The organism is Dehalococcoidia bacterium, from assembly GCA_025054935.1.
In the GTDB taxonomy this organism is placed as follows: Bacteria; Chloroflexota; Dehalococcoidia; order SpSt-223; family SpSt-223; genus JANWZD01.
In genome coordinates, this window is sequence record JANWZD010000007.1 from 45,877 (window position 1) to 70,547 (window position 24,671).

General features: G+C 65.5%; 22 protein-coding genes. 16 read left to right on the forward strand and 6 right to left on the reverse strand.

Features of this window, described 5'->3' with window-relative positions:
• Positions 1-193: 193 nt before the first annotated feature.
• The 11 genes from NZ773_09155 to NZ773_09205 all read left to right on the forward strand — a co-directional run bounded on the left by NZ773_09155 (position 194) and on the right by NZ773_09205 (position 11,675).
• The gene (locus tag NZ773_09155) at positions 194-847 is read left to right on the forward strand and encodes a PHP domain-containing protein (protein MCS6802089.1); all 654 of its coding nucleotides are present in this window, start codon (positions 194-196) and stop codon (positions 845-847) included.
• Positions 844-1,257, forward strand: coding sequence for a MaoC family dehydratase N-terminal domain-containing protein (locus NZ773_09160; GenBank protein ID MCS6802090.1), 414 nt, complete (start codon positions 844-846; stop codon positions 1,255-1,257). The genes NZ773_09155 and NZ773_09160 overlap by 4 nt, the downstream gene beginning before the upstream one ends.
• A complete protein-coding gene (locus NZ773_09165) occupies positions 1,254-1,685 on the forward strand; it encodes a hypothetical protein (GenBank protein ID MCS6802091.1) in 432 nt (143 codons plus the stop codon). Before NZ773_09160 ends, NZ773_09165 begins: the two co-directional genes overlap by 4 nt.
• On the forward strand, positions 1,685-2,230 hold the full coding sequence (locus tag NZ773_09170; protein MCS6802092.1) for a flavin reductase family protein: 546 nt from the start codon (positions 1,685-1,687) through the stop codon (positions 2,228-2,230). Before NZ773_09165 ends, NZ773_09170 begins: the two co-directional genes overlap by 1 nt.
• Entirely contained in the window at positions 2,227-2,520 is a 294-nt protein-coding gene (locus tag NZ773_09175; protein ID MCS6802093.1) for a DUF503 domain-containing protein, read from the forward strand. The genes NZ773_09170 and NZ773_09175 overlap by 4 nt, the downstream gene beginning before the upstream one ends.
• On the forward strand, positions 2,520-4,781 hold the full coding sequence (locus tag NZ773_09180) for a DEAD/DEAH box helicase (protein ID MCS6802094.1): 2,262 nt from the start codon (positions 2,520-2,522) through the stop codon (positions 4,779-4,781). The genes NZ773_09175 and NZ773_09180 overlap by 1 nt, the downstream gene beginning before the upstream one ends.
• Positions 4,757-5,575, forward strand: a complete 819-nt coding sequence (locus tag NZ773_09185; GenBank protein ID MCS6802095.1) for a hypothetical protein — start codon at positions 4,757-4,759, stop codon at positions 5,573-5,575. The genes NZ773_09180 and NZ773_09185 overlap by 25 nt, the downstream gene beginning before the upstream one ends.
• Positions 5,576-5,685: 110 nt before the next feature.
• A complete protein-coding gene (locus tag NZ773_09190; protein ID MCS6802096.1) occupies positions 5,686-7,155 on the forward strand; it encodes a sensor histidine kinase in 1,470 nt (489 codons plus the stop codon).
• A gap of 23 nt (positions 7,156-7,178) precedes the next feature.
• Positions 7,179-7,766, forward strand: coding sequence for a response regulator (locus tag NZ773_09195; GenBank protein MCS6802097.1), 588 nt, complete (start codon positions 7,179-7,181; stop codon positions 7,764-7,766).
• A 136-nt stretch (positions 7,767-7,902) separates the two neighbouring features.
• Positions 7,903-8,580 (forward strand): glycosyltransferase family 2 protein, encoded by a 678-nt coding sequence (locus tag NZ773_09200; protein ID MCS6802098.1) that lies wholly within the window; start codon positions 7,903-7,905, stop codon positions 8,578-8,580.
• Between the two features lie 146 nt (positions 8,581-8,726).
• On the forward strand, positions 8,727-11,675 hold the full coding sequence (locus tag NZ773_09205; protein MCS6802099.1) for a YfhO family protein: 2,949 nt from the start codon (positions 8,727-8,729) through the stop codon (positions 11,673-11,675).
• 51 nt (positions 11,676-11,726) lie between these two features.
• Here NZ773_09205 and clpX read toward each other — a convergent pair whose 3' ends face one another.
• The 4 genes from clpX to NZ773_09225 all read right to left on the reverse strand — a co-directional run bounded on the left by clpX (position 11,727) and on the right by NZ773_09225 (position 15,688).
• Positions 11,727-13,016 carry an ATP-dependent Clp protease ATP-binding subunit ClpX gene (gene clpX / locus NZ773_09210; GenBank protein MCS6802100.1) on the reverse strand — a complete coding sequence of 430 codons (1,290 nt, stop codon included), beginning with the start codon at positions 13,014-13,016 and terminating at the stop codon, positions 11,727-11,729.
• A 76-nt stretch (positions 13,017-13,092) separates the two neighbouring features.
• Complete coding sequence (locus tag NZ773_09215) at positions 13,093-13,674, reverse strand: ATP-dependent Clp protease proteolytic subunit (GenBank protein ID MCS6802101.1); 582 nt, start codon at positions 13,672-13,674, stop codon at positions 13,093-13,095.
• Between the two features lie 44 nt (positions 13,675-13,718).
• Positions 13,719-15,092, reverse strand: coding sequence for a trigger factor (tig, locus tag NZ773_09220; protein MCS6802102.1), 1,374 nt, complete (start codon positions 15,090-15,092; stop codon positions 13,719-13,721).
• A gap of 170 nt (positions 15,093-15,262) precedes the next feature.
• Complete coding sequence (locus NZ773_09225) at positions 15,263-15,688, reverse strand: hypothetical protein (protein ID MCS6802103.1); 426 nt, start codon at positions 15,686-15,688, stop codon at positions 15,263-15,265.
• 357 nt (positions 15,689-16,045) lie between these two features.
• Between NZ773_09225 and NZ773_09230 the strand changes: the two genes are divergently transcribed.
• Both NZ773_09230 and NZ773_09235 read left to right on the forward strand, forming a co-directional pair.
• Positions 16,046-17,347, forward strand: coding sequence for an ammonium transporter (locus NZ773_09230; GenBank protein MCS6802104.1), 1,302 nt, complete (start codon positions 16,046-16,048; stop codon positions 17,345-17,347).
• A 24-nt stretch (positions 17,348-17,371) separates the two neighbouring features.
• Complete coding sequence (locus NZ773_09235) at positions 17,372-20,215, forward strand: hypothetical protein (protein MCS6802105.1); 2,844 nt, start codon at positions 17,372-17,374, stop codon at positions 20,213-20,215.
• On the opposite strand, the gene NZ773_09240 is transcribed toward NZ773_09235, so the two are convergent.
• Positions 20,212-20,682 carry a DinB family protein gene (locus NZ773_09240; GenBank protein MCS6802106.1) on the reverse strand — a complete coding sequence of 157 codons (471 nt, stop codon included), beginning with the start codon at positions 20,680-20,682 and terminating at the stop codon, positions 20,212-20,214. The two genes, NZ773_09235 and NZ773_09240, sit on opposite strands and share 4 nt — an antisense overlap.
• Positions 20,679-21,395, reverse strand: coding sequence for a DNA repair protein RadC (gene radC / locus NZ773_09245; GenBank protein MCS6802107.1), 717 nt, complete (start codon positions 21,393-21,395; stop codon positions 20,679-20,681). The genes NZ773_09240 and radC overlap by 4 nt, the downstream gene beginning before the upstream one ends.
• Positions 21,396-21,683: 288 nt before the next feature.
• On the opposite strand from radC, the gene NZ773_09250 reads away from it, so the two are divergent.
• From NZ773_09250 to NZ773_09260, 3 genes are all read left to right on the forward strand, one after another.
• The gene (locus NZ773_09250; protein MCS6802108.1) at positions 21,684-22,520 is read left to right on the forward strand and encodes a sigma-70 family RNA polymerase sigma factor; all 837 of its coding nucleotides are present in this window, start codon (positions 21,684-21,686) and stop codon (positions 22,518-22,520) included.
• A 107-nt stretch (positions 22,521-22,627) separates the two neighbouring features.
• Positions 22,628-23,299: an MBL fold metallo-hydrolase gene (locus NZ773_09255; GenBank protein MCS6802109.1), complete on the forward strand. Its 672-nt coding sequence runs from the start codon at positions 22,628-22,630 to the stop codon at positions 23,297-23,299.
• A gap of 43 nt (positions 23,300-23,342) precedes the next feature.
• Positions 23,343-24,668 carry a 2-oxo acid dehydrogenase subunit E2 gene (locus tag NZ773_09260; protein ID MCS6802110.1) on the forward strand — a complete coding sequence of 442 codons (1,326 nt, stop codon included), beginning with the start codon at positions 23,343-23,345 and terminating at the stop codon, positions 24,666-24,668.
• Positions 24,669-24,671 lie beyond the last annotated feature (3 nt).

Below are 24,671 nucleotides of genomic sequence, written 5' to 3' on the forward strand. Positions count from 1 at the left end.
CTCCGGTCGCCGGCGCGGGCGCGCGCTAGGCAGGTCAGCCTGCTCTTAGCTCTTGGCCGTGGAGCACCCTGCCGCCCTCTTCAGGGCCGACGCAGCCGCGATGCGTCAGACTGGACTTCCGACAGCGATCGCAGCGCGTGCGCGCGGGGCTCCGGCGACGAATTCGCGCCCGCCCTGTGCTAGGCTTAGCGTGATGTTTCTCGACCTCCACTGCCATTCCATCGTCTCCGACGACGCCCGCGCCACGGTCGAGCAATACGCGAAGTGGATCGCCGCCCTGCGGCGCAAAGGCTACCGCGTTGACGGCATTGTGCTGACGGAGCACCGCACGTTCGACCGCGTCAGCGATTATCGTGCCCTCGAGGATGCGTACGATCTCGCGATCTTCAAGGCGAGCGAACTGGATACGGACGCGGGCCACTTTTTGGTCTACGGGGTTAATGACGCCTTGCTCCGGCGGTTCGACTTTGCCGACGTCCGGATCAACGCAGTTGAGCTCGTTCGCTGCTGCGAAGCCGAGGGCGCAATCGCAGTGCCGGCCCATCCCGGACGCGAGCGCGTCAGTTTTATCGACCTCGCCGGCAACCGCGATTTCTCGCTCGTCCGCGTAGTGGAGGTCCTGAATGGGGGAAGTCGCCCTTGGGAGAACGAGCGTGCCCAGCGGCTGGCCGCTGAGCGAGGATATGTGGGGATTGCGGGGAGCGACGCCCATTTCGTCAACGCAATCGCGCGCCAGCTGACGCGCTTCTTCGTTCCCGTCCGCAGCATGGACGAGCTCGTCGCCGCGCTCCGGAGCGGGGCGGTCGCCCCTGCAACGCTGGCAGACACGCAACTGGGAGTGGAATGACCGCCATCGAATTCGACCGAACGCTGCTCGACCGGCCGATCCCCGTCGGCACGTTCACGTGGGATGCGCAGAAAATCGAGGAGTATCTTGCGGCAACAGGGGAGGGGGCTCCTCCGGAGGACGAGTTCGGTCCGTACGCACCCCCGTTGATGGGCATGGCGTTCGTTGGCGAACCGCCGCCGCTTGATCTGCAGTGGGGGAGACGCACCTTTCTGGCCGGACAAGTGTTCTGGCCGCTGGTTCCCATCCGTCCCGGCGACATGATCACAACGACGACCTTTCTGCGCGACGTCTACGAGAAAACAGGCCGAACAGGCCATCTTGTCTTCGTGGTCTGGGAGACCGAGCTGACCAATCAGCGCGGCGAGGTCGTCGCCCGCTGCCGCCGGACACTGGTGCACCAAGAGTGACGCCCCGCTCATTTCGGGACCTCGCCATCGGCGACGAGCTTGGCCCCGCCCGCGACCAAGTCGACCAAGCGCGCGTTCGTCGCTTCCTGAGCGTCCGCGGAAGCGGGCGCCACGATGGACGCTTCACCAGCCTTGAGGAGGCGAAAGCGCTCGGACTGCCGCGCCTGCTCGTGCCGGGTCCCTTGCTCGCCGGTCTTCTCGATCGCACACTGCGCCAGTGGCTGCCGACGGCACGGCTGACGAAGCTCGACCTCGTCTTCCGCCGTAATGTCTGGCAAGACTCGCCTTTTGAAATGCAGGCTATCGTCGTCGACATACTAGAGGACGAGGGAGAACCGGCGGTCACTCTCGACCTCACTGTTGTTGACGAGTCGGGCGACCACTGTGTGACCGGCACCGCTACCCTCGTCTTTCCTAGGGAGGCCTAATGCGGGTGCGCGTTCCTCTCGAACAGTCGCTTCGCCTCCTTGCGCCGGGGCCCGTCACCCTCGCCAGCGCCATCCACAAAGAGCGGTTTACCGTCACCCCAATCGGGTGGACCTCCCCGCTCAGCAGCCGGCCGCCATTGGTCGGGATCGTCGTTCGGCCGGATCGCTTCCTTCACGAACTGATCACGGCGAGCGGAGAATTTGGCTTGTCGATCGTGACGAAAGAGGAGGCGGACAAGGTGTTCCAAGCCGGGCTCATCTCCGGCCGAACTCATGAGGACAAATTTACGTTCACCGGCCTGCGCCCTGTCGCCGGCCGCCGTATCGCCGCTCCCCTCGTCGACCAAGCGATCGGCCATCTCGAGTGCGCCGTCCTGCGCGCTATCGAGACGGGCGACCACACGTTGTTCGTCGGCGAGGTGCTGGTCGCGGAGGCGGATGAGGCAGCCTTCGACGGCTTCTGGTGCGCTTCCGACCGGCATCCGCTGCACTATCTGGGCGGGACCCACTTTGCCCCGCTCGGCGACCGGTTCGACGCCTCATGATCGTCGGTGCGGCAATCGTGCGGCTTCGCCTCCCGGCAGCGCGCTCGCTGAAGGAGAAGCGGCAGGTGGTCAAATCGGTCGTCGACCGGGTCAAAGGCCGGTTCAATGTCTCCGCCGCGGAAGTGGGAGAGCAGGAAGCGTGGCAGCTCGCCGAAATCGGGATCGCCTGCGCCGCCAGCCACCAGGGCCACGCGGAGGACATCCTGCGCACCGTCGTCGGCTATATCGAAGAGAGCCGGCTGGATGTCGAGGTGCTGGACGTCGTGAGCGACGTCCTCACGATTGAGTGATGACCCCGGCTGAGTTCATCGAGCGACTTCGGCGCGACCCCGCGTTCTCCCGCCAGATCGTCCATGTCGCCGTCCTTCCCCCGCGCCCCGCGCGCTACGAGGCGCTCGAGCGGCCATTGCCTCCTTCGCTCGCTTCTCGGCTGCGTCAGCGAGGGATTGAGCGGTTCTGGTCCCACCAGGCGGAGGCGATCAACGCCGCACGGCGCGGCGAGCACGTTGTCATCGCGACAAGCACTGCCAGCGGCAAGAGCTTGTGCTACCACCTCCCCACGCTCGAGGCGCTCGAGGCCGACCAGTCAGCGCGAGCGCTCTACCTCTTCCCCACCAAAGCGCTCGCTCAGGATCAGCTCCGCTCACTGGCGACCCTCGCCCCAACGGTCGAGGCGCGGACCTTTGACGGCGACACTCCACCTGCTGAACGGCAGGCAGCGCGCGCTCGGGCCCAGATCCTTCTTACGAACCCCGACATGCTTCAGGTCGGCATCCTGCCGCGTCATCACGCCTGGAGCGCGTGGCTGCGCCGCCTCCGGTTTGTTGTCATCGACGAGGCGCATGTGTACCGCGGCGTGTTCGGCAGCCACGTCGCGAACGTTCTGCGGCGGCTGCGCCGGCTTTGCGCCTTCTACGGCAGCGCTCCGCTGTTCATCGCCACAAGCGCCACCATCGGGAATCCGGGCGAGCACTTCCGGCGATTGGTGGGGGAGACGGCTACCGTCGTAACGGAAGACGGCTCCCCCCACGGCTCGAAGTATTTTCTGTTCTGGAATCCTGCTCTTCTCGATGGCGCTGCCTCGGCTCGCCGCAGCGCCAACACCGACGCCGCCGCCTTGCTGGTGGCGCTCGTTCGCGCCAAGCTGCGCACGATTGTCTTCACCAAGACGCGCAAGCTTGCGGAACTGATCGCGCGCTATGCCCGCGATCGGCTTGAGGAGGAGCTGCGGGATCGCGTCGCCTCCTACCGGGCCGGCTATCTCCCAGCTGTGCGGCGCGAGATCGAAGGTCGGCTGTTCAGAGGAGAGCTCCTCGGCGTGATTGCCACCAATGCGCTCGAACTCGGGATCGATATCGGCGACCTTGCGGTGACCGTCCTCACGGGCTATCCCGGCTCGATTGCAAGCGTGTGGCAGCAGGCAGGACGTTCAGGACGAGGACGCGAAGAGTCGCTCGCCATCTTGATTGCGCTGGACAATCCGCTCGACCAGTATTTGGTGCGTCACCCCGAGTTGATCTTCGGCACCCCCCTTGAGCACGCCCGCATCAATCCCGCTAATCCGAAGATCCTGTATCAGCACGTGCTGGCAGCGGCCTATGAGCGTCCGATCGACCTGGACGACCTCACGTATTTCGGCGAAGAACTGCTCGGCGCGGTTCACGACCTTGCCGAAAGCGGCCTACTGCAGCGGCGCAACGACCGCTGGCATCTCACGCCAAGAGCGGAGTACCCTGCGGGGGAGATTGACATCCGTTCCGCCAGCGGCCGGCCGGTCGCACTGGTGGCGTCGGGGCGGACAATTGAGACGATCGAAGCCGAGACTGCGGCCTACCACGTCCATCCCGGCGCCGTCTATCTCCATCAGGGGGAGACCTACCTCGTTGAGGATCTCGACCTGACTGCCCGCGTGGCGCGTGCTCGTCCGGCGGATGTCCCCTACTACACTGCTGCGGACGAGCAGACCGAACTGACCATCCGCGCCACGATCGACGAGCGGGCAGCCGGAAGAACGGTCGCTGCGCTTGGGCAGGTCGACGTGCGCACGCGCGTTATCGGCTATACGCGGCGGCGGGTGTTCAGCGAAGAGATCTTAAGCCGGGAGCGCCTCGATCTCCCCCCCTACACCTTCGAGACCGTGGCAGTGTGGTGGACGGTGCCGGAGGCGGCGCGTCGGGAAGTCGAGCGGGCCGGCCGCGATTTCGCCGGCGGCCTGCACGCGGCCGAGCACGCCTGCATCGGGCTGCTTCCGCTCTTCGCGCTCTGCGACCGCCGCGACCTCGGCGGCATCTCTACTCCCTGCCACCCTGACACCGGACAGCCGACGATCGTCATCTACGATGGACATGCGGGCGGGGTCGGCATCGCCGAGCGCGGCTATCACGAACTGGAAGCGCTCTGGTCGGCCGCAGCCCAGCTGCTGCGCGACTGTCCCTGTGAAGACGGCTGCCCAAGCTGCATCCAGAGCCCAAAGTGCGGCAACAACAACGACCTGCTCGACAAGGCTGCCGCTCGGATTCTCCTCGAATGGCTGAGTTTCTGCGGATCGTGAGCTATAACACGGCGAAGGGCGATGGCGCCTACCGTCGCCGCCTTGCGGGCATGGCTCGGGCGCTCGACCTGCTCTCGCCGGATCTTGTCCTGCTCCAGGAAGCGCTCCTGACTGCGGACGGCCGGTTCGACACCGCGCGCGATCTCGGGGCGGCCCTCGGGGCCACGCATGTCGCCCTCGCTGTGCGGCACAAGCAGCGCATTGTCGAAGGGGAGAGCGTGAGCAGCTGGTCGTCTCCGGCGCTGCTGTCGCGCTGGCCCATTCTGGAATTCCGACCGTTCCCCCTCCCATCGGACCCCGCCGATGGAGAGCGGGTGGCGCTTGGGGCGCTCGTCGCCACCCCGCTCGGACAGGTTCGCCTCCTCAACGCGCATCTCACCCACCTTCCATTGCCTAACCTCCGGGCACGCCAAGTAGCTGCGCTCCTCGCAAGCCCTTGGCTCGCCGAGCCGGCAGACCTCCGGCTCCTCGGCGGCGATCTCAACGCCGAAGCAGACGCGCCCGAGCTCACGCTGCTGTTCAACGGAAGCGCAGGGTGGGAGGCGGTCGACGCGCTCGCGGCGAAGGGGGTTGCTGGGGGAACCCTGATCGACATGGCCACGGGGGAGCGGCGCGCCGCGCGCCGGATCGACCATCTCATCCTCCTGCGCGCTCCTGAGGATCCGCACATCACCGTGATTGGTGCGCAGCTTGTGCTCGGCGACGCGCAAGCGGGAGGCGCCTTGAGCGACCACCTTGGAGTGCTGGCCGACGTGGCCGTCGCGCGCCGGAGCCGCGAGGAGGCTTTGATATAATCGGCTCAAGAGATGCTCCAGCGCCCCTTCCTGCGTCCGCCGCGAAAACGGCGGAGGAAGGGCCCGAAGTACTGCCGTTCGCTGCTGAACGGCTCTCAGGCAGGACGTCGGTGCCGAAGCCACTCAATGAGGAGAGCGGGCTGACTCGCAGTGACCGGGAGCTGCTCCGCCAGATCGAGGCCGCACTTCCGCTGCTGTCCGACTTGAGTCGGGCAGACCTTCTCCTCTACCTCCCAACTGGTCATCCCGGCACTGCTGTCGTGTCGGCGCAGGCACGCCCCGCGCCGGTCGCTCCTGTCTTCGACGAAGGGCTTGTGGGCACTGTCGTCGAGAAGAAGAGTGAGCCGGCGGTCTTCCAAGTGCTGACGCGCGGGCGCTCGGCACGGGTGTTCAACAGCCGCGGGCCGAGCGGCGCCCCAACTGTTCAAGAAGTCGTGCCGGTGCGGTCAGGGAACCGGCTGATCGGCGCCCTCAGCATCGAGTCGAACTTGCTCGAATACGAGCGCATGCGGAAAAAAAGCCCGGTCTTCCGCAAAGCGCTCGAGCGTATTCAAGAGATGGCGCTGCATGGGCGTTTAGCGAGCGCGGCATCGCTCTCGCGGCTCGGCGAGCACGATGGGCTGCTTGTCGTCGACCAAAAGGGGATCATCCAGTACATCAGCGGGATCGCCGAGAACCTCTACCGCAAACTCGGCCATACCGGCAGCCTGCTTTCGATTCCCCTTCAAGACCTCGATGGTCCCGAAACGCTTGCTGACGCGGCGATGGCCCAAGGACGCTGCCTGGAGCGGGAAGCGTCAATCGACGGACTTGTCTGGATCCGAAAAGCGATCCCGATCGTCTGCGACGCCGCGGCTTGGCGGTCTGGGCAGCCAGAACGCCTGGCGGGTGCCCTCGTCGTGATCCAAGACATTACCGACGAGCGCACGCGGGAGCTCGCGCTGCGGGTCAAGACCGCCATGATCAAAGAGATCCACCACCGGGTGAAGAACAATCTTCAGACCATTGCGGCGCTGCTTCGTCTCCAAGCGCGCCGAACCGATAACCCTGATGTCACGCGGCTGCTGCAGGACAGCGTCAACCGAATCTTGTCTGTGGCAGTGGTCCACGAGTTCTTATCACACGATGAGGACGCGATCATCAACATCCGCGAGGTCTGCGCCCGGATCGTCAGTGAAGTGACGCAAGGCATTCTCGACCCTGACAAGCGGATCCGCATCGTCCTCGAGGGCGAGAATGTCTATCTTCCCGCGCAGCAGGCGACCTCGATCGCGCTGGTGGTGAACGAGCTCCTGCAAAACGCGGTCAAGCATGGCTACGTTGGACGAGAGGAGGGGGTCATTACCGTCCGGCTTGCGGAGTCGGCGACCCAGATTACTATTGAGATTGCCGACGATGGGGCAGGACTGCCGCCGGAGATGTCAGTCGAGCGGGATGGGAACCTCGGCATGCAGATCGTGCGGACGCTTGTCCGCGAAGACCTTCGCGGCGAATTCCACTTGACAAGCCACAACGGGACGACCGCTCGGGTCGTCTTGCCGCGCCTCGGCAGCCGTCAGCGGATGGTCCAAACGGCGTGAGGCGCTGGCGAGAGGGGTAGACAATGACGGCAACACGGGTCGTCATCGCTGACGACGAGTCGATCATTCGGATGGATCTCCGCGAAATGCTGACCTCCATGGGCTATCAGGTGGTCGGTGAAGCGGGCGATGGGCAGACCGCGATCAACCTAGCGCGGCAAACTCGGCCGGACGTCGTCATCATGGACATTCGGATGCCTGACCTCGACGGGATCGAGGCGGCGCGCATACTCACCCGAGAGAAGATTGCGCCGGTCCTCCTGCTGACCGCCTACAGCCAGCAGGAATTGCTTGATGGGGCGAAAGATGCGGGCGTCGTCGGCTATCTTGTTAAGCCGTTTCGCGAGCCGGACCTGAAGCCCGCAATCGAAATCGCGCTTCAGCGCTATCGGGAATTCCGCGCGCTCGAAAATGAGGTAAGCACCCTGACCGAGCAATTGGAAACGCGCAAGCTCGTCGACCGCGCCAAAGGCATCTTGATGGACCGCCATGGGCTGAAAGAAGCCGAAGCCTACAGCCGCATGCAGAAGCTGGCAATGAATACACGCAAATCGATGCGCCAGATTGCCGAGGCTATCCTGCTGAACGACGAACTGCAGCGTCCCAGCTAGCAAGCGGTTAGGGATGGCGCTGCGCGAGAGCAGCGCGACGGCTCGCCTCGCCCACCATGGGAAAGTGAGCGCGACGTCCCTTACGATACGGCGCAGCCACCTCGGGGTGGCCACTCTCGTGCAGAGAGGAGAGCGCGTGCGGCTTTCGGTGCTGATGCCGGTCTATAATGAAGAGCTCACGCTCGAGAAGGCCCTGCGCCGCCTTGCCGCGCTCCCCCTCGAACTCGAGATCATCGTGGTCGACGACTGCTCAACCGACGCCACGTGGGAGATCCTGCAGGCGATTGAGCTGCCGGGCCTGGTCCGTCTCCGGCATCCGGTCAATCGCGGCAAAGGGGCCGCCGTGCGGACTGCCCTTGCCGCCGCCACGGGTGACTGGGTCATTATCCAAGATGCAGACCTCGAGTACGACCCGGGCGATTTCCCCAAGCTGCTTCGCCCAGCGCTCGCCGGAGACGCGACCGTCGTCTATGGCGCGCGCAACCTCGCCAGCCAGAAACCGCTCCTCCGGTTCGGCAATCAGTTTCTGACGTGGCTGACCAACCTCCTCTATGGCTCTCGCCTGAGCGATATGGAAACCTGCTACAAGCTGATGCCTCGGACGCTCGCGCTCGAACTGAATCTCGAATGCGAGCGGTTCGATCTTGAGCCGGAGATCACGGCGAAGGTGCTTCGTCGCGGCCTCCGCATTGTCGAAGTGCCGATATCGTATGTGCCCCGCGCCGACAAAAAACTGTCGCCCTGGCGAGACGGCCTGCCGGCAGTCGTGGCGCTCCTGAAGTACCGCTTCAGCAGGGCTAGGAGCGACCGCTGAAGCTCCCGCTGCCGTTCCGCCCTGCCGCCACGAACGGGTCGGCAGCACCGCCCCCGCCCGCCCGTCCCACGCTGCCGACAGGGAACAGAGGAGCGGGGCTGCAGGGGTGGAGATGGCGGGAGATCGTTCCGGTTCTTCGCGCCGTCATGCTGGAGGCTGCCGTCGGCGTCGTGCTGGTCGCCGCTGCCATCGCCGGCTTCTGGCAAATCGTCCTGACCGACCGGGTCCTCGGCAGCTACGACCTCCTCACGTACTTCTATCCTTACCGGGAAGCGGTCAACGCTGCCTTGCGCGCAGGGCGGCTCCCCCTTTGGAACCCCGACATCTTCCTCGGCGTCCCGCTCCTCGCGAACATCCAAACGGCGGTCTTTTACCCGCCAACTTGGCTGACGATCGCGCTCCCGGCACCGCGCGCGATCACGGTTCACACCGTGCTTCATATTGCTCTCGCCGGTATCGGGATGTACGCCTTCTGCCGCCTCTCTGTCGGCCTCGACCGGCTGGGCGCGATCGTTGGGGGGCTGGTGTTTATGCTGAGCGGCTTCCTCTCAGGCCAGACCGGCCACCCCAATCAGCTCGCGGCGTCGGCATGGATCCCGATCATCTTCGTCCTCTACGAGCAAGCCTGCCGGCGCAAGAGCGTCCCGCTTGTGCTTGCCGCCGGCGTCGCGCTCGCCGCCCAATTTCTCGCCGGCCACACGCAAGAGTCCTATCTCACGCTCGTCGCACTCGGCTTCTTCTTTATGTTCCAGCTGCTGCTCGGAACTCATCGCGCGCTGATGCTGAGGGAGGCGCCGCCTGTCGGCTGGCGGGCGCGGCTCGGGCGGCTGAGCGCCCTGCTTGGCCGCTGGACGAACGAACTGGCGTTCTCCCTGCTCGCGTTTGCTTCGATGCTGGCGCTTGGCGTCGGGCTCGCCGCCGTGCAGCTGATCCCGACCCTCGAACTGTCTGCAGAGTCGATCCGCGCCGGCGGCATGTCGTTCAAAGAGGTGACTTCCTTCTCGCTTCGGCCGTGGGAGCTGCTCCGCTCGCTGCTGCCGGGCTATCTCGAGAACCCCTTCAGCGAATATATCGCCTACGTCGGCATCCTGCCCCTTGGGTTAGCGCTTGTCGCGCTGGGGGTTCGAATTCGCCACCCGTACACCTGGTTCTGTTTCAGCATCGCTGTTCTCGCGATCTTCATGGCGCTGGGCAACTTCAATCCGTTCTACGAGTATGTTTACCGCTATTGGCCGGGCATCTCGCTCTTCCGCGTGCCGGCGCGTTGGCTCTTTCTCTACACATTTGCTGTCGCGACCCTCGCCGCGATCGGCGCCAGCGCCTTCACTCAGACCTTTGCCGACCGGCATTCCCTCGCTGAACTGCGGCGGCGGCAACTCGGGATCACCATCGTCATCATCGCCGCTTTCAGTCTCGTTTGGCTCCTCCACCCGCTTCTTGTCTTTCCGCGCCGTGAAGTGCTTGCGATTTGGGTGCCCATGATCGGCTTGACGCTGGCGCTGATCCTCGCCGGCTTGCCGTGGGCGCCGAACCGTTGGCTTGGGACGGCGATTGTTGTCGTGGTCGCCGTCGAGCTCTGGTTCGCCCGCGGCGATCTCGAACTGAGCCACCCCCTCCCCATGACGGCGTATACCACCCAACGGCCGGTGATCAGCCATCTGCTGACGGACCCTGCAACCTACCGGGTGCTCGCGATTTCCGAAGGCACCTTCGACCCCGGCGACCTCGCCGACCTGCGGCTCCTGCTGCAGGATGAACTGCCGCCCGAGCGGATCCAAGACTATGTCACCGCCCTCAAGTATCACGAGTTTCTGACACCGAATGTGCCGATGCGCTTTGGCCTCTCGACTATCGACGGTTACGACGGAGGCGTGCTCCCCCTCCGGCGCTATGTCGAATTCAAGAGCGTCCTCCTTGAGAGCGCCGAGGCGCTCGCGGGCAGTGTTGCCGAGCGTCCCCGCAACCGCGCGCCGGACGGCATCCTCCGCGAGCAGCTCGACGCCCTCCCCGACAGTCTCCTTCTCGGGATGCTGAACGTGCGCTATGCCGTGATGGACAAGGCGCGCGATGTCTGGTACGCCAACGCCTATTACGACCTCGGCCACACGGTCCGGGTGACGCCCGACCGTCCCCTCACCCTCCGCAACGTTCCCTCCTTCGCGAGCACCTCCCTAGGGCTGATTACCTACCTCGAGAATGGAGCTCGCGTTCCTCAGGGGGAAATCGTCGGGGTGGTTACGGTCATCGACAGTAGCGGGCGGGTCTTGACTGACACGCTGCGAGCCGGGCTCGACACTGCCGAGGGCGATTACAACCGCCCAGGCGCGGCACCGGCCCACGTCGTTCCGCAGCGGACAGTGGCGTCCCTCTGGAAGGGCAACCCGCGCGCCTACAACTACTGGACGGCCGTCCAATTTCCGGGGGTCATCTACCCCAAAGAGATCCGCATTGCGGCAACCTTGCCGGAGGTGCGGCTCGTCGTGCGGGGCGCCACCTTGATCGATGACCGGATGCAAGCGAGCGAGCCGCTTGTTCTGAATGAACGCTGGCGGCTCGTTCACAGCGGCGACCTGAAGGTCTACGAGAACCTCGATTGGCGGGAGCGGTTCTATCTGACGCGCGACGTCCAGCCTGTGCGGGGCGACGGCGAAGCGCTGAATGTTGTCCGCGCCACGAGCGGACGCGTAACCGCACTCATCGGCGCAACGCCGCCTGCCCTCCCGAAGCCGACTGTCCCCGACCGCCTCTCGGCGCGGCAGGAGTCGCCTGAACGACGGGTGGTCGCCGTCTCGCTTCAGACCCCGGCTTATCTCGTCTTCACCGAGTCGTTCTTCCCAGGCTGGCAGGTCTCGATCAACGGGGCGGCAGCATCGCTGGAGCGCGCCAACGCGCTGTTCATGGCGGTGCTCGTTCCGGCCGGCGAGCACGAGGTCGTGTTTGAGTACAAGCCGGCGAGCGTCGCGCTCGGCCTGTGGGTCACGCAAACGGTGGCGGCGATCGGGCTGGGAGTGCTGGCGCTCTGGCTGCTGCTCGCCGTCGCTCTCCCGCTCGCCTTCCGCATCAAACGCCCGCCCGCAGGAATGCTGCACGCCTAGGCGCTGCCAGCTGCGGTCAAACCGGGGATGGGCAGGCGTGCGACTGGAGCGTTAGGCCGACTGCGGCTCTTCGAAAACGTCAAATTCGATGAGGCGCTCCGAGCGGGTGCGCAGCTCGGGGCGAGCCTTGTTCACGATGGCATCCCGAGTGACGATGCACTTGCGGACATCGCCGCGGGAGGGGATCTCGAACATCACGTCGAGCAAGATCTCCTCGATGATCGAGCGCAACCCCCGCGCCCCCGTTTTATGCGCGAGCGCTTCTTCGGCGGCAGCGATCAATGCATCTTCTTCGAAGACCAGTTCAACCTTGTCAAAGGCGAAGATCTTTTGATACTGCTTGACAATCGCATTCTTCGGCTCGCGCAGGATCCGCACCAAGGCATCGCGGTCAAGCGAATGCAACGACACCACAACGGGCAGCCGGCCGATGAACTCGGGGATCAAGCCGTAATGCAGCAGGTCATCGGGGGTCACTTGCTTCAGCAGTTCGTCAGCATCGTCGATGATCTCGTTCTTGCCGTCGGCGCGGAACCCCATTGAGCGCCGCTTATTCAGCCGCTTCGCAATGATTCGATCGAGTCCCTCGAACGCGCCGCCACAGATGAACAGGATGTTAGTCGTGTTGATCTGCAGAAATTCCTGATGCGGGTGCTTCCGTCCGCCCTGCGGCGGAACATTGGCAACCGTCCCTTCCAAGATCTTGAGCAGCGCTTGCTGTACTCCTTCGCCCGAGACATCGCGGGTGATCGAGGGGTTATCCCCTTTGCGGGCGATTTTGTCGATCTCGTCGATATAGATAATTCCCCGCTCGGCACGCTGGATATCAAAGTCCGCCGCTTGGATCAGGTGAAGGAGGATGTTCTCGACATCTTCGCCGACATATCCTGCCTCTGTCAGCGAGGTTGCGTCGGCAATGGTGAACGGCACGTCGAGGATCTTCGCCAATGTCTGGGCAAGGAGCGTCTTCCCCGAGCCTGTTGGCCCGATCAGCAAGATGTTGCTTTTCTGAAGCTCGACATCATCGACTTGGGCGCCAAGATTGATCCGCTTGTAGTGGTTATAGACAGCGACAGAGAGCACCTTCTTGGCGCGTTCTTGGCCGATGACATATTCGCTCAGCAGTTCATAAATCCGCTTTGGCGTTGGCACCTTGGGAAGCGGTGTCTTTGGCTTCGGCTGCGGCTTCGCTTCTTCATCAATGATCTCGCGACACAGCTCCACGCACTCGTCGCAGATGTAGACCGCCCCGGGACCGGCGATCAGCCGCCGAACTTGCTCTTGGGTCTTCCCGCAAAAGGAGCAGTGGTATTGCATCCGGCTATTGCGCGAGTTTGCCATCGACCCTCCACCGCTCGTCAACCATCGGGCGCCGGCCAGTGAGGCGGCGAGCGGCGTGCCGCCTCACGAACCTCGCTCATTTCTCCTGAGGGGTCAACACCTCATCGACAATGCCGTAGGCGACCGCCTCCTCAGCGGGCAGATAGTAGTCGCGGTCGGCATCACGCTCAATCTTCTCGATCGGCTGCCCAGTGTGTTTTGACAAGATCGACAGGATCTTGTTCTGCAGCCGCTCGATCTCGCGGGCGGCAATTCGGATGTCCGCCGCCTGCCCTTGAGCGCCGCCAATCGCTTGATGCATGTGCACAGTGGCATTCGGAAGCGCGAAGCGCTTCCCCTTCTTGCCCGCAGCGAGCAAGACCGTCCCCATGCTTGCTGCCATGCCCATGCAGATCGTGGAGACATCCGCTTTGATCAGCTGCATCGTGTCGTAGATCGCCAACCCTGCCGTGATCACTCCGCCCGGGCTCTGAATGTACAGCTGGATATCACGGTCCGGGTCTTCGCGGTCAAGATAGAGCAGCTGGGCGATGATCAGGTTGGCAACTTGATCGTTGATCGGGGTGCCTAAGATGACAATCCGCTCCTTCAGCAGGAGAGAGTAGATATCGAAGGCACGCTCTCCCCGTTGGCTTTGCTCAATGACCATTGGGATGATGTTTTGCGGCAGATACGGCAGGATGCTCGGCGGGATATGCATCGTCACCCTTCTTCCGTCGCTCCGGCGCGACGACCATGCTCCTCATCTTCACGTTGTTCGCCGACAAGCGCCGGGTCCACCTCGCCCGCCGGCGGCGCAACTTTCCCTTCCGTTGCGATCTCGACGAGCCGTGCGAGCGCCTTCCGGACCCGGAGGTTCTGCTCGGCGATCGCGCGCGCGTTAGGATGCTCGAGCACGCGGCTCGCCTGCGCGGCGGACAGCCCTGAGGTGCGGATTTGGTCGGCCAGCTCGTCGTTGATCTCGTCGGCCGTCACCGTAATGCCTTCGACTGTCGCCAGCTCGCTCAGCAGAAGACGGCGGCGCACCCGCTCGCGCGCTTCGTCCCGCAGCTGCTCGCGGATCGCCTCTTCCGAGCCGCCGACAACGCGGACGTAATCCTCCCACCGGATCCCCGAACGCTGCATCAGAGACCGCCGTTCCTCAATCATCTGGTCGAGCTGGCTCTCGATCAAGCTGTACGGCGCTTCGGCCTCTGCCAGCGCGCTCAAGGCGCTCAGCGCCGCATCGCGCATTTTGGCGTAGGCATCAATCTCCGCGCGCCGGCGAAGGTTCGCCTCCACCCGTTCGCGCAGCTCCTCAATTGTTTTCAAATCGCCGGTGACCTCTTGGATGAACGCCTCGTCGAGGTCGGGCAGCCGCTTCCCTTTGACCTCGCGCACCGTGACCGACACGTCGAACGACTTGCCTGCCAGCTCTTTCGCGGCGTCCTCTTCTCCGTAGCTGAGCGTGAACGTCTTGGTCTCACCGGCCGACATCCCAATCAGCTCCCGCGCAAATCCCGGAAGCGGGTCGCGCCGATCGACGATCACCCGGTAGGTCAGGCCATCGGCTGAGCCAACCGGCCGCTCTCCTTCCCAAGCGCGGTAATCGAGAAGAACGAGGTCGTCCTCCGCAATCGGCCGCTCGACCGGCTCCCAGATTGCATGACGCTCGCGCACGCTCTCGATAGCTCGATCGACAGCGTCTTCCTCCAGCGTTGGCTCAACAATGTCAACGCGGATCGATTGATACTCGCGCAGATCAATCGTTGGCTTAACATCGACCGTCGCCTTGACAACAACCGGGTCAAGCTGAGTCACTTCAAGACGCGGCTGCGAAAGGGGCTCGATCTTCTCCTGCTGAATGGCATCTTGGGCCACCTTCGGCGCAAGATGCTCGATTGCATCCTCCAAGAGGGCGGCGCGGCCGAAATACCGCTCGATGATTGCGCGAGGAGCTTTGCCTTTCCGGAAACCGGGAACAAGCGCGCGAGGAGCGAGGCGCTGATAGGCCGATTCGAGTGATCGCTCAAGCTCTGCTGGCTCAATCTCGATTGTGAGAATGACCTGACTTTCGGGCGCACGCTCTGATGTCACTTTCACCGGATAGCAAACTCCGCCAACCGAGTATACCACAGCCTCTCGGCCGCCCTGACGACGCGTTGCAACCGGATGTCATCTGCGTTCGCCCGGCAGTCCCAAGAGGAAATCGGATGAAATCGTAGGAGGGGGTTGCTCCCCTGTCAAGAGAAGCGATCGAACCGGCGCTATGCCCAGCGAGGACGCAGCAGCGCCGCCGCGACCGCCAATCCGATCAGCGCAGGCGTGCCGATCAGCCCCGAAACAATCAAAATCAGCCCCGGCGTGGGGTAGAGGTATGCAATCGTGATCCACGCAAAGGTGAGGTAGAAGGTAATCCCAACGATGGCGAAGAAGGTGACGATCAGGACCGCCCGCCAGACATACTTGCTGATCGGCGTCGAAATACCTGCCGCTTCAGCGCGTGCCTGCGCTCGCGGCGCGCGGTCGAGCAGAAACGCTGCGGCCGTGATCCCCGTCATGATGGCCAGCGCGACGACAATCGCGCCGGTGTGACCAGCTGCCAGCAGCAGCAACCCGATGCCGACAATACCCGGCACGAGGATCGCCAAAGCGATCAAGGGAACAAGGATCGGCTCCAGGAAGCGGGTCACACCCTCCTCCGATCGCGTAGTCGCGGGGATACCGCAATCATCCTAGCAAGAACGCCCCTCGCTTGACCACTGCCGCCGCTTTGGATGTTTTTCCAATGCCACAAGGGGTCTCCCGTGTTCTCTCTCGGCGGCGCTCTGCTCCGGGCAGCATCTTTGGAAGATTGCCCAAAAGATTGCGGCTATTTTCGAGCAAAGCGCGAATACTATCGCCGTCCGCAGCCAGTTTAGCATCATGCTCGCGCCCAATGTTGGGCGTTTCTCCAAGTCAGCGCTGCTGCGCCCGCGGTCGTCCGGGATGCCGACCCTGCGCCTCACATCACACTGCCGCTGAGAGGATCGGCAAGGAGGAACCGTCGGATGGAGATACAGGCTGGAGATACCGCTTGGCTCTTGACCTCGGCTGCGCTCGTCATGCTGATGACGCCGGCGCTCGGCTTCTTCTACGCGGGGATGGCGCGCGGCAAAAACGTCCTCGCGACTATCATGCAAAGCTTCATCATTGTCGCCCTCGTCAGCGTGATCTGGGTTCTGTGGGGCTATTCCCTCGCGTTCGGCCCAACCCTCGGCGGATTTATCGGGGGCCTGCAGTATCTCGGGTTCGCCAACGTCGGTCAGGAGCCGAATGGCGCGTACGCGGCAACAGTGCCTCATCTCGCCTTCGCCGTCTACCAATGCATGTTCGCGGTGATCACGCCGGCGCTCATCACTGGCGCGTTCGCTGAGCGGAAGAAGTTTTCCACCTTCCTCGTCTTCACTGCGCTCTGGTCGACGCTGATCTACGCCCCGATTGCGCACTGGGTCTGGAGCTGCACGCCGGTCGAGGGAGCAGAGGCGGTTGCCGGCTGCAGCGGCATCCCTGGCTGGCTGCGGAGCTGGGGAGCGCTGGACTTCGCGGGGGGCACGGTAGTGCATGTCAGCTCGGGCATGGCGGCGCTCGCCGCTGCGATCGTCTTTGGACGCCGCCAAGGCTACGGCGAGATCCCGATTGAGCCGCACGATATCTCGATGACTGTGCTCGGCGCCGCCCTCCTCTGGTTCGGGTGGTTCGGGTTCAATGCCGGCAGCGCGCTCGGCGCAGGAGGGCTCGCCGCGAACGCCTTCGTTGTGACCAACACTTCCGCTGCCGCTGCCGCGCTCGCGTGGATGGCGATCTCGTGGTGGCAGTCGGGCAAGCCGAGCGTCCTCGGCGCGGCGTCCGGCGCCGTTGCCGGCCTCGTCGCCATCACCCCAGCCGCCGGCTTTGTCACCCCGGGGGCAGCCGTGATCATCGGGCTGGTCGCCGGCATCGCCTGCTTCTTCGCCGTCCAGCTGCGCAACCGAATGCAGATCGATGACTCCCTCGATGTATTCGGCATCCACGGAGTGGGCGGCGCTTGGGGCGCGGTCGCAACCGGCATCTTCGCCACGCTCGCCGTCAACGCGGCCGGCGCGAACGGCCTGCTGGCGGGCAACCCGGGCCAACTGGGCATCCAAGTCGCCGCTGTCGCGATCACCGGGAGCTTCTCCTTCGGCGCGACCTTCCTCCTCCTCAAAGTCCTCGACCGGCTGATGGGCCTGCGCGTCAGCCCGGAAGAGGAGGCTGCCGGGCTCGACCTCTCGCTCCACGGCGAGGTCACCGCCTACCGCTACGAGGAGCGACGCGTGCTCCCGCGCTCGTAGGCGCGCTCAAGTATCATGGCCGCCATGCGCCCGGGGGTGCTGGCGGCCTTCATTGTTCTCTCGTCCCTCATCGGGGCTCCGCTTGGAGCGCCGGGGGAAGCGTCGCTCACGCTCGCCATCGCCGAGGTCGACGCGGACCAGGCCGGCACCGATCGATGGGAGTTTGTCGAGCTCGCCGGCCCGCCAGGCGCGCCGCTCGACGGTTTCCGGCTCGTCTTCTTCAGCGGCGGCGCAGCCGCCGCTCCCGCCTACCGGACCGTGCGGCTTGATGGGTGGTCGGTCGGCCCCCGCGGCCGGTTTGTCGTCGGGTCCGCGCTGGTCGACAGCGTCGATCTCGTCGCTTGGGAGAGCAACGGGATCCAAAACGGCGCTGGCGCCCCCGATGCCGTCGCCCTCTATCGCGATGACGCCGCGCCCGCTTCTCCGACGCCGTCCTCGCTCGTCGATGTTGTCATCTACGGCGACCGCGACGACCCGCTCTTCCGCGCCCGGTTCCGCCCGCACACCCCGCCGCCGCTTCTCCCCGCAGACGGCGTCACGGCGTCGCTCAGCCGAGGATGGGATGGCGCCTGGCGGAGCGACTGGCCTCCCTCGCCCGGCTTCGCCAATGGTCCCGCCCGCCTGAATGAGGTCGGCCCCGGCGGCGAGATCGAACTGATCGGGATGCGGGGTGCCGCGCTGACCGGGCTGACGCTCGTTCTCTCCGATGGCAATGGACTGCTCCTTGAAGCGCACCCGTTATCCGGAACACTCTCCAGCGGCGGCTCTTTGCCGGGCAGCCGCCTTCTCTCCCTTGGCACCGTGGTGAACCCTCCCGACGGCGAAAGCCGGCTTCTCGCGCTTGTCCGAGGAGATCCGCAGCTGCCGCCTCCGCCCCCTCAGCTCCTCGACGCCGTTGTGATTGGGGCAGCCGACCCGCCGCTGCGGGCGGCGCTGGCGCTTGCCGCCTTCCCCCGCCCAAGTGCCGGCCAGAGCATCGGGCGGTGGGCGAGCGGCCCGGGAGCTGGCGCCGCATTCGGGCCAACCGCGCCGACGCTTGGCAGCCCGAATACACCTCCTCCCCTCACCTCCCTCTCGATCAGCGAGGCACGCGGTCCACTCTCCATCCCGGACGGGTGCAGCCGTCCGCCGCGGTGGATAGCGAGGCCCGTCCGGCTGACCGGCACAATTACCGCGCTCGTCCGCGAGGGAAGTCGCCTGCTCGCGCTGCTCCAAGACGCCAGCGGCGGCGACGCTTCAAGCGCGATCGCCTTGGACGGACTGCCTGCGGGCGCAGTGCGGATTGGTGAGCGCGTCACGGTCTCCGGCGTGGTCGGACAGCACGCCGGGCAGACGATCTTGAGCGCTGTGGCGATCGACCACCGCGAGCCGAGCGGGCCCCTGCCGACGCCACGCCCCTTGCCGCCGCAGCTCGACCGCTGCGCGTGGGCCCAGCTGGAGGGGATGCGCGTTCTCGTTCCTGCCGGCGCGGTCGCTTCTGGCCCGCGCGTCACCCTCGCCAGCGGCGAGACGTTCATCGACGTCGCCCTCGGCGCGGAGTCGGACCCCCGGAAACAGCGCGTCTTCGGGCCAGACACCGCCGCCGGTCTTCCGCCGGACCGACTGGTGCGGCTGAGCAGCCAAGCACTGCGCGCAGCCGCAGACGACGCGGTGCTGCCCCCCGTGCACTCGCTCGATCGCCTTGAGCAACCAGTCAGTGGGGTGGTGATGCGGCAAGGGGGCCGCCCGGCGGTAGCAGCGGACGAGATGCCGAGCTTCTCTGCGGGCCCGAGGCCGCGCCCTCTCCCCCTCACAGAATCCGCAGCGCTTCGCATCGCAACGTTTAACCTGCGCAACTTCTTTGACCGGTGGGATAACCCCGCAGACAGCAACGACAACCCCGGCGCGCCGTTCATTCCTCCTTCGGTCGCCGCTTACCGGGAGCGGCTCTTCGCCACCGCAGACCTGATCCTTGGTCCCTTGGGCGCGCCCGACGTCTTCGTCGTCCAAGAGGCCGAAAGCCAAGACCTCTGCCACAGCGGCGGGCAGGCATTCGGCCGCTGCGGCGCCGACGAGGGTAGCGATGGGCTGCTCGATGTCCTCCACGACTTGAGCATCGCGGTCAGCCTGCGCTCCTCCGGCAGCGTGCGCTACCTGCCCGCTGCCGACCGCCGAGGAACGGACCAACGCGGGATCGTCACCGCGCTTCTCTACCGGCCTGACCGCCTCGAGCCGCTGCCGCTGGGGATGGAGTTCACGGAGTCGGCGGCCAGCGCAGCGCCGCTCGCCCTGAACACCGCCGCCGACCCGGTGGTTGCTGCCGATGGTGAGGGGGAACTGCTGTTTTCCCGTCCCCCGCTCCTCATGCGGTTTGCGCTGGAGGACGGAGCGGCGCTGCTGGTGATCGGGGTGCATTTCAAAAGCACGCCGACCGACTTTCGCCCTCGGCGAGCTGCCCAAGCCGCGTTCGTGGTCGACCTCGCCCGACGCGCGCTTCAGGCTGATCCTGCTGCCCTCGTCGCGATCGCCGGCGACTTCAACGCTCCCGCCTCAGCGCTGCCCGCGCTTCAGGAGGCGCTCCCGGGCGGGAGGTTGAGCAGCGCGCTCGACCGCGTGCCCCCGCTAGAGCGTTACACATTCATTTTTGAGGGCGTTGCTGACGCGATCGACCACGTCCTTCTTTCGCCCCGCCTTGCCGCGCGCCTCATCGACGCGCGCGTCGCGCACGTCACGGCCGACCGGCCCGACCCTGCGCCGACAGAGCGCGGGGTCCCGCCGCGGCTGAGCGACCACGAGCCGGTGGTCGTCTCATTCGGGGCGGCAGCGCGCTTTCCCGCTTATCTGCCGCTCACGCTCCGTTCGTCAGCGGCTGAGGAGCCGAGCCGCTAACGCCCAACGGCGGCCCGGATCTCGGCGGCGTGCTCGCGCTGATGCTCCGCGATGCGCCGGAACACCTCGGCGACGGTCGTCCTCTCGCCGGTAGTGCGTCGCCCGGCACGCTGGAGCGCCGCTTCATCAAGCTGCTCGAGGAACGCGAGCGTCTCCTGACGGCGAGCGCGGAGATCGGCCCGCAGGTCCTCGGGGGAGCGGTGGGCAGACTTCTCGATAGCGCGCCGGTTGTAGCGATCGAGATCGAAATCGGGGCGATACATGTCCTTGCCCTCCGCGATTCCGCGCGCGATGGCGAGGTTCCCTGCCTCGCCGGTGACAATGTGGCTTACCGTCTCCCGCACTGTCCACCTATCCCGCGTGGCTGTCCGCCGCTCCCACTCGTCAGGCGCCAGCGAGTCGAGCAGCGCGTTCAATTCGTCATCGGCGGCATCGAGCAGCGCGCGCAGTTCTTGTTTGGCGGTCATCTCCTCTCCTCAGGCGGAAAGCCCAACCCGCGCTCTTTGAGCGAAACATAGCGCTGGCCCGCGATGATGAGATGGTCGAGCACCTCGATCTCCAACAGCCGCCCCGCCGCCACAAGCTCGCGGGTAACGGCGAGATCCTCGCTCGAGGGCGACGGGTCGCCCGACGGGTGGTTATGAACGACGACGATCGCGGCAGCATTCTGGCGGATCGCTTCCCGGAACACCTCTGCCACTCGCACCACCGACCGGTTCAAGCTGCCGCGGTAGAGGTCCTGCACGAAGAGGACATGGTTTTTCATGTTCAGCAGAATGACGCGGAGCGTTTCCCGGTCGAGAAGCGCCATGTCGGGAATGCACAAGTTCGCGATATCTGCCGGCGAACGGATCGTCAGGCGCTCCTCCGGCGCGAGCGCGATCGTGCGCCGGCCAAGCTCGATCGCCGCCTGCAGTTCGACCGCTTTTGCCTCGCCGACCCCCCGCAGGGCAGTCAATTCTGCAATGCTCGCCCTGCCGAGCGCCGCCAGCGACCCAAACTGGCTGAGAGTGCGGGAAGCAAGGTCGAGAACGCTCTCCCGCGCAGTGCCCGTGCGCCAAATGATGGCGATCAGCTCCGCATTCGACAGCGCAGCCGGACCGTAATGAAGCAGCCGCTCGCGCGGCCGCTCGCTCGTGGGAAGGTCGCGGATCAGCAGGTAGCGCGATCGATCTCCCATACCGCGAGCCTCATTTCCGGGCGGCAGCACGCTTCAGCCCATCTGCTGTACAATGCGAGCATTGTAACGGGCGCCTCACCGTGAGGCGCAGAGAGCCTCTCTTCCCGCGCGAGTCCGAAGCGAGACGCCGACCGGGAAGATGACACGAATAGCGGCAGAGGACAGAACACCTGATCGCCGCACCGGCAAATGATGACTTCCAGAAGTGGATGAACTCCGTGACCACCCGTACGGCGGCTGCAACATCGCCGCGGCTGGACACAAAGTTTCCACGCCTATGGAGCGACCGTGACGCCGATCACGATAGAGCCTGACCACGCCGATGATACGTTGCTCTTCTCGACCGCAGGGAGCGACGACGAAGGGGATGAACACGGAGCGCTGCTCACCGCCGAGGAAGAGCAGCGGCTCGCCCGCATGATTGCGGCTGCCAAGCATATCCCAGAAAGCTCCTTTGCGGCGTCGCTCGATCACGCGCTCTTTCTCGAGTTCCTGCGCTGCCAAGCGCAAGCCGCTCGCGACCGGCTCGTGCGCCAGAACCTGCGCTTGGTCTACCGCGAGGTTCTTCGCTATCGCGGGAGCTGGGTCGATCTTGCCGACCTCGTGCAGGAAGGATGCATCGGTCTGATCGAGGCAGCCGAGCGATTTGACCCTGACCGCGGCGTGCGCTTCAGCACCTACGCTGTCCCCTGGATCCGTCAAGCGGTCGACCGCGCAGCGCAGCGGCACCAACGCGTCGTCCGCATTCCTCGCCGCGTGGCGAAGAAGCCGGCAGACGACGTCGACGGCGCGCCCCGCCTCGACCTTTTGCCCCCTGCTTCGCTCGATGAACCGGGCGCGGGAACGGAGCGGCTTGCCGACAGCCTTCCTGACCCGACCGCTGACCCCGAACGCGACGCGATCAACGCGGTGCTGATCCAGTCGCTCGCCTCGGCGCTCAACCGCTGCCCCGAGCGCGAACGGGAGGTGATCGTTCGCCGCTATGGGCTCGGCGGCTGCAGCCCGCAGTCGCTTGAAGCGATCGCGAGCGCATTGGGCGTCTGCCGAGAACGGGTCCGCCAACTCGAAGCGGCCGCGCTGCGGCGTCTTCGGCTGAGCGAAGGGCTAACGGAGCCGCGCGAGTAGGAGGCGTCACGGCTGTTCGCTCGCTCTGGTTCGTCCGCGCCGGAGCACTCCTCGCCGAAACTGGGTCGCTGTGGTGGGGCGAGCGTGGCCCCCAGCTTCTCGTCCCAATCACATGGGCGCTCCTCGAGAGCGACGCTGGGGTCTGGCTGATCGATTGCGGTCTCGCCGCCGCGGCAGCCCCCGACCCTCGTGCGTGCTACGGAGTTGGTGGCCGGCGCGCCCGCCTCGCCCTCAGCGAAACGCTTGAGGAACGGCTCGCGGAAGTCGGCCTCATGCGCGCGGACATCGCTGGCGTCATCCTGACCCATCTCCACTTCGACCACGCCGGAGCGCTGGTTGACCTCCCGTCCGCCACCACGGTGTGGGTCCACGCGACAGAACTGGCCGCCGCGAAGGAGGCGGGGGAGCGCTCCGGCTACCACCCGAGCCTCCTTGCCGCTCCCGTGGCGTGGCAGCTCTACCGCGGCGATACCACTCCCCTTGACGGGGTTCTCCTGATCGAAACGCCAGGGCATACGCTCGGCCATGTCTCCGTGATTGTCCGGGTCGGCACCACTCAGCTGCTGCTCACTGGAGACGCTGCGCCGACTGGCCGCAGTCTGCGTGAGCGGCTGCTCCCCGGCCTCCATGTCGACACGGCGGCGGCCGCGCGCTCCCTTGAGCGGCTGATCCAGGTGTGGCGAGAAGGCGCGATCCCGCTTCCCAGTCACGACCCGCAGTTTTGGGCCGACCAGCCGGCCGATATCGTGCGCTTCGAAATTCAGCGCAGCACGCTGTGATACGCTAATAAAAGCCCGATGCAGTCCCGGTGCGAGTGTGGAGATGCAGACGACTGTCACGTTGCCATCGTTAGGCGAGAGCATCGTCGAAGGGGTGATCGATCGCTGGATTCGACAGCCCGGCGACGAATTCCAAGCCTTCGACCCGTTGGTTGAGGTGATCACCGATAAGGTCAACGCGGAGGTGCCCGCTCCCTTCGCGGGGAAGCTGATCCAGATCCTCGCCGAGCCCGGTCAGACGGTCGCGGTGGGCGCGCCCATTGCGATCGTCGAGACCGCCGACGTCGCGGTCCCCCCCAGCGAGGCAGCGCCAACGCCCCCGGGCGCAGCGCCGGAAGAGCCGACCGTCTCGCCGCAGCCGGCACCGCCCTCCACCCTTCCCCCGCTCGCTCCCTCGCCGCCTCCAAGCCAGCCGACGGTCCCGCCGGCCGTCTCTCCTTCGGTCGAGCTTCTGGCAAAGGAGCGGGGGATCGACCTCTCGAAAGTGGTCGGCACTGGGGTCGGCGGACGGGTCACGCGGCGCGATGTGCTCAGCTATGTCGAACGCGAGGAGACGACTGCGCCGCCGGCGCCCCCTCTGCCCGCTCCCTCCGCCCCTGCCCGCCCGGCAACCGCCGAAGCGGCTCCGCCACCCGCGGCGAGTGCCGCGCCCGCACCGGCGCGCCCGGGGACGAGCGAGCGCATTCCGATCACGGCGATGCGCCGGATGATCGCCGACAACGTCACCCGCTCGAAGTCCACCATTCCCCACGCCTGGCAGGTGCAGGAGGTGGACATGAGCCGAGTCGCCGCCTTCCGCAACAAGGTGAAAGACGACTTCCGCCGGCGCGAAGGAGTGAACCTCACTTATGTCCCCTTTGTCATTAAGGCAACTGCCGAGGCGCTGCGCGAGAACCCCCGCGTCAACGCGCAGTGGGATGGCGATGCCATCATCGAGCATGGCGATGTCAACATCGGGGTTGCGGTCGGCACGGAGGACGCCCTCGTCGTGCCGGTCATCCGCAACGCGGATAGCCTCAGCCTCGCCGGGATCGCGCGCGCGCTGCACGACCTGACCGACCGCGCCCGCCGGGGGAAGCTTACCCTCGCCGACATGCAGGGCGGCACCTTTACGGTGAACAATGTCGGCACTTTCGGCACCATCATCTCCTACTCCATCATCAACCCGCCGCAGGCGGGCATCCTGACGATGGAGGCGGTCGTCGACCGCGTCGTCGTTGTTGAGGGAATGCTGGCGATCCGCCCGATGATGTTCCTCTGTTTCTCCTTCGATCATCGCGTGCTCGATGGGCTCCAAGCGGCTCGTTTTCTTTCCAGCGTGCGCCGCCGCCTCGAAGCGTTCGACCCCGAAACTGCCGAGGTGTACTGAGAC

What these genes read in the sequence shown, in the direction of transcription:
- NZ773_09235 (MCS6802105.1), top strand. Translation starts at nt 17,372, where the DNA reads ATGCGCCCGGGGGTGCTGGCGGCCTTCATTGTTCTCTCGTCCCTCATC.
- NZ773_09185 (MCS6802095.1), top strand. Translation starts at nt 4,757, where the DNA reads ATGGCTGAGTTTCTGCGGATCGTGAGCTATAACACGGCGAAGGGCGAT.
- NZ773_09155 (MCS6802089.1), top strand. Translation starts at nt 194, where the DNA reads ATGTTTCTCGACCTCCACTGCCATTCCATCGTCTCCGACGACGCCCGC.
- NZ773_09230 (MCS6802104.1), top strand. Translation starts at nt 16,046, where the DNA reads ATGGAGATACAGGCTGGAGATACCGCTTGGCTCTTGACCTCGGCTGCG.
- clpX (MCS6802100.1), bottom strand. Translation starts at nt 13,016, where the DNA reads ATGGCAAACTCGCGCAATAGCCGGATGCAATACCACTGCTCCTTTTGC.
- NZ773_09175 (MCS6802093.1), top strand. Translation starts at nt 2,227, where the DNA reads ATGATCGTCGGTGCGGCAATCGTGCGGCTTCGCCTCCCGGCAGCGCGC.
- NZ773_09205 (MCS6802099.1), top strand. Translation starts at nt 8,727, where the DNA reads ATGCTGGAGGCTGCCGTCGGCGTCGTGCTGGTCGCCGCTGCCATCGCC.
- NZ773_09160 (MCS6802090.1), top strand. Translation starts at nt 844, where the DNA reads ATGACCGCCATCGAATTCGACCGAACGCTGCTCGACCGGCCGATCCCC.
- NZ773_09195 (MCS6802097.1), top strand. Translation starts at nt 7,179, where the DNA reads ATGACGGCAACACGGGTCGTCATCGCTGACGACGAGTCGATCATTCGG.
- NZ773_09180 (MCS6802094.1), top strand. Translation starts at nt 2,520, where the DNA reads ATGACCCCGGCTGAGTTCATCGAGCGACTTCGGCGCGACCCCGCGTTC.
- radC (MCS6802107.1), bottom strand. Translation starts at nt 21,395, where the DNA reads ATGGGAGATCGATCGCGCTACCTGCTGATCCGCGACCTTCCCACGAGC.
- NZ773_09240 (MCS6802106.1), bottom strand. Translation starts at nt 20,682, where the DNA reads ATGACCGCCAAACAAGAACTGCGCGCGCTGCTCGATGCCGCCGATGAC.
- NZ773_09170 (MCS6802092.1), top strand. Translation starts at nt 1,685, where the DNA reads ATGCGGGTGCGCGTTCCTCTCGAACAGTCGCTTCGCCTCCTTGCGCCG.
- NZ773_09260 (MCS6802110.1), top strand. Translation starts at nt 23,343, where the DNA reads ATGCAGACGACTGTCACGTTGCCATCGTTAGGCGAGAGCATCGTCGAA.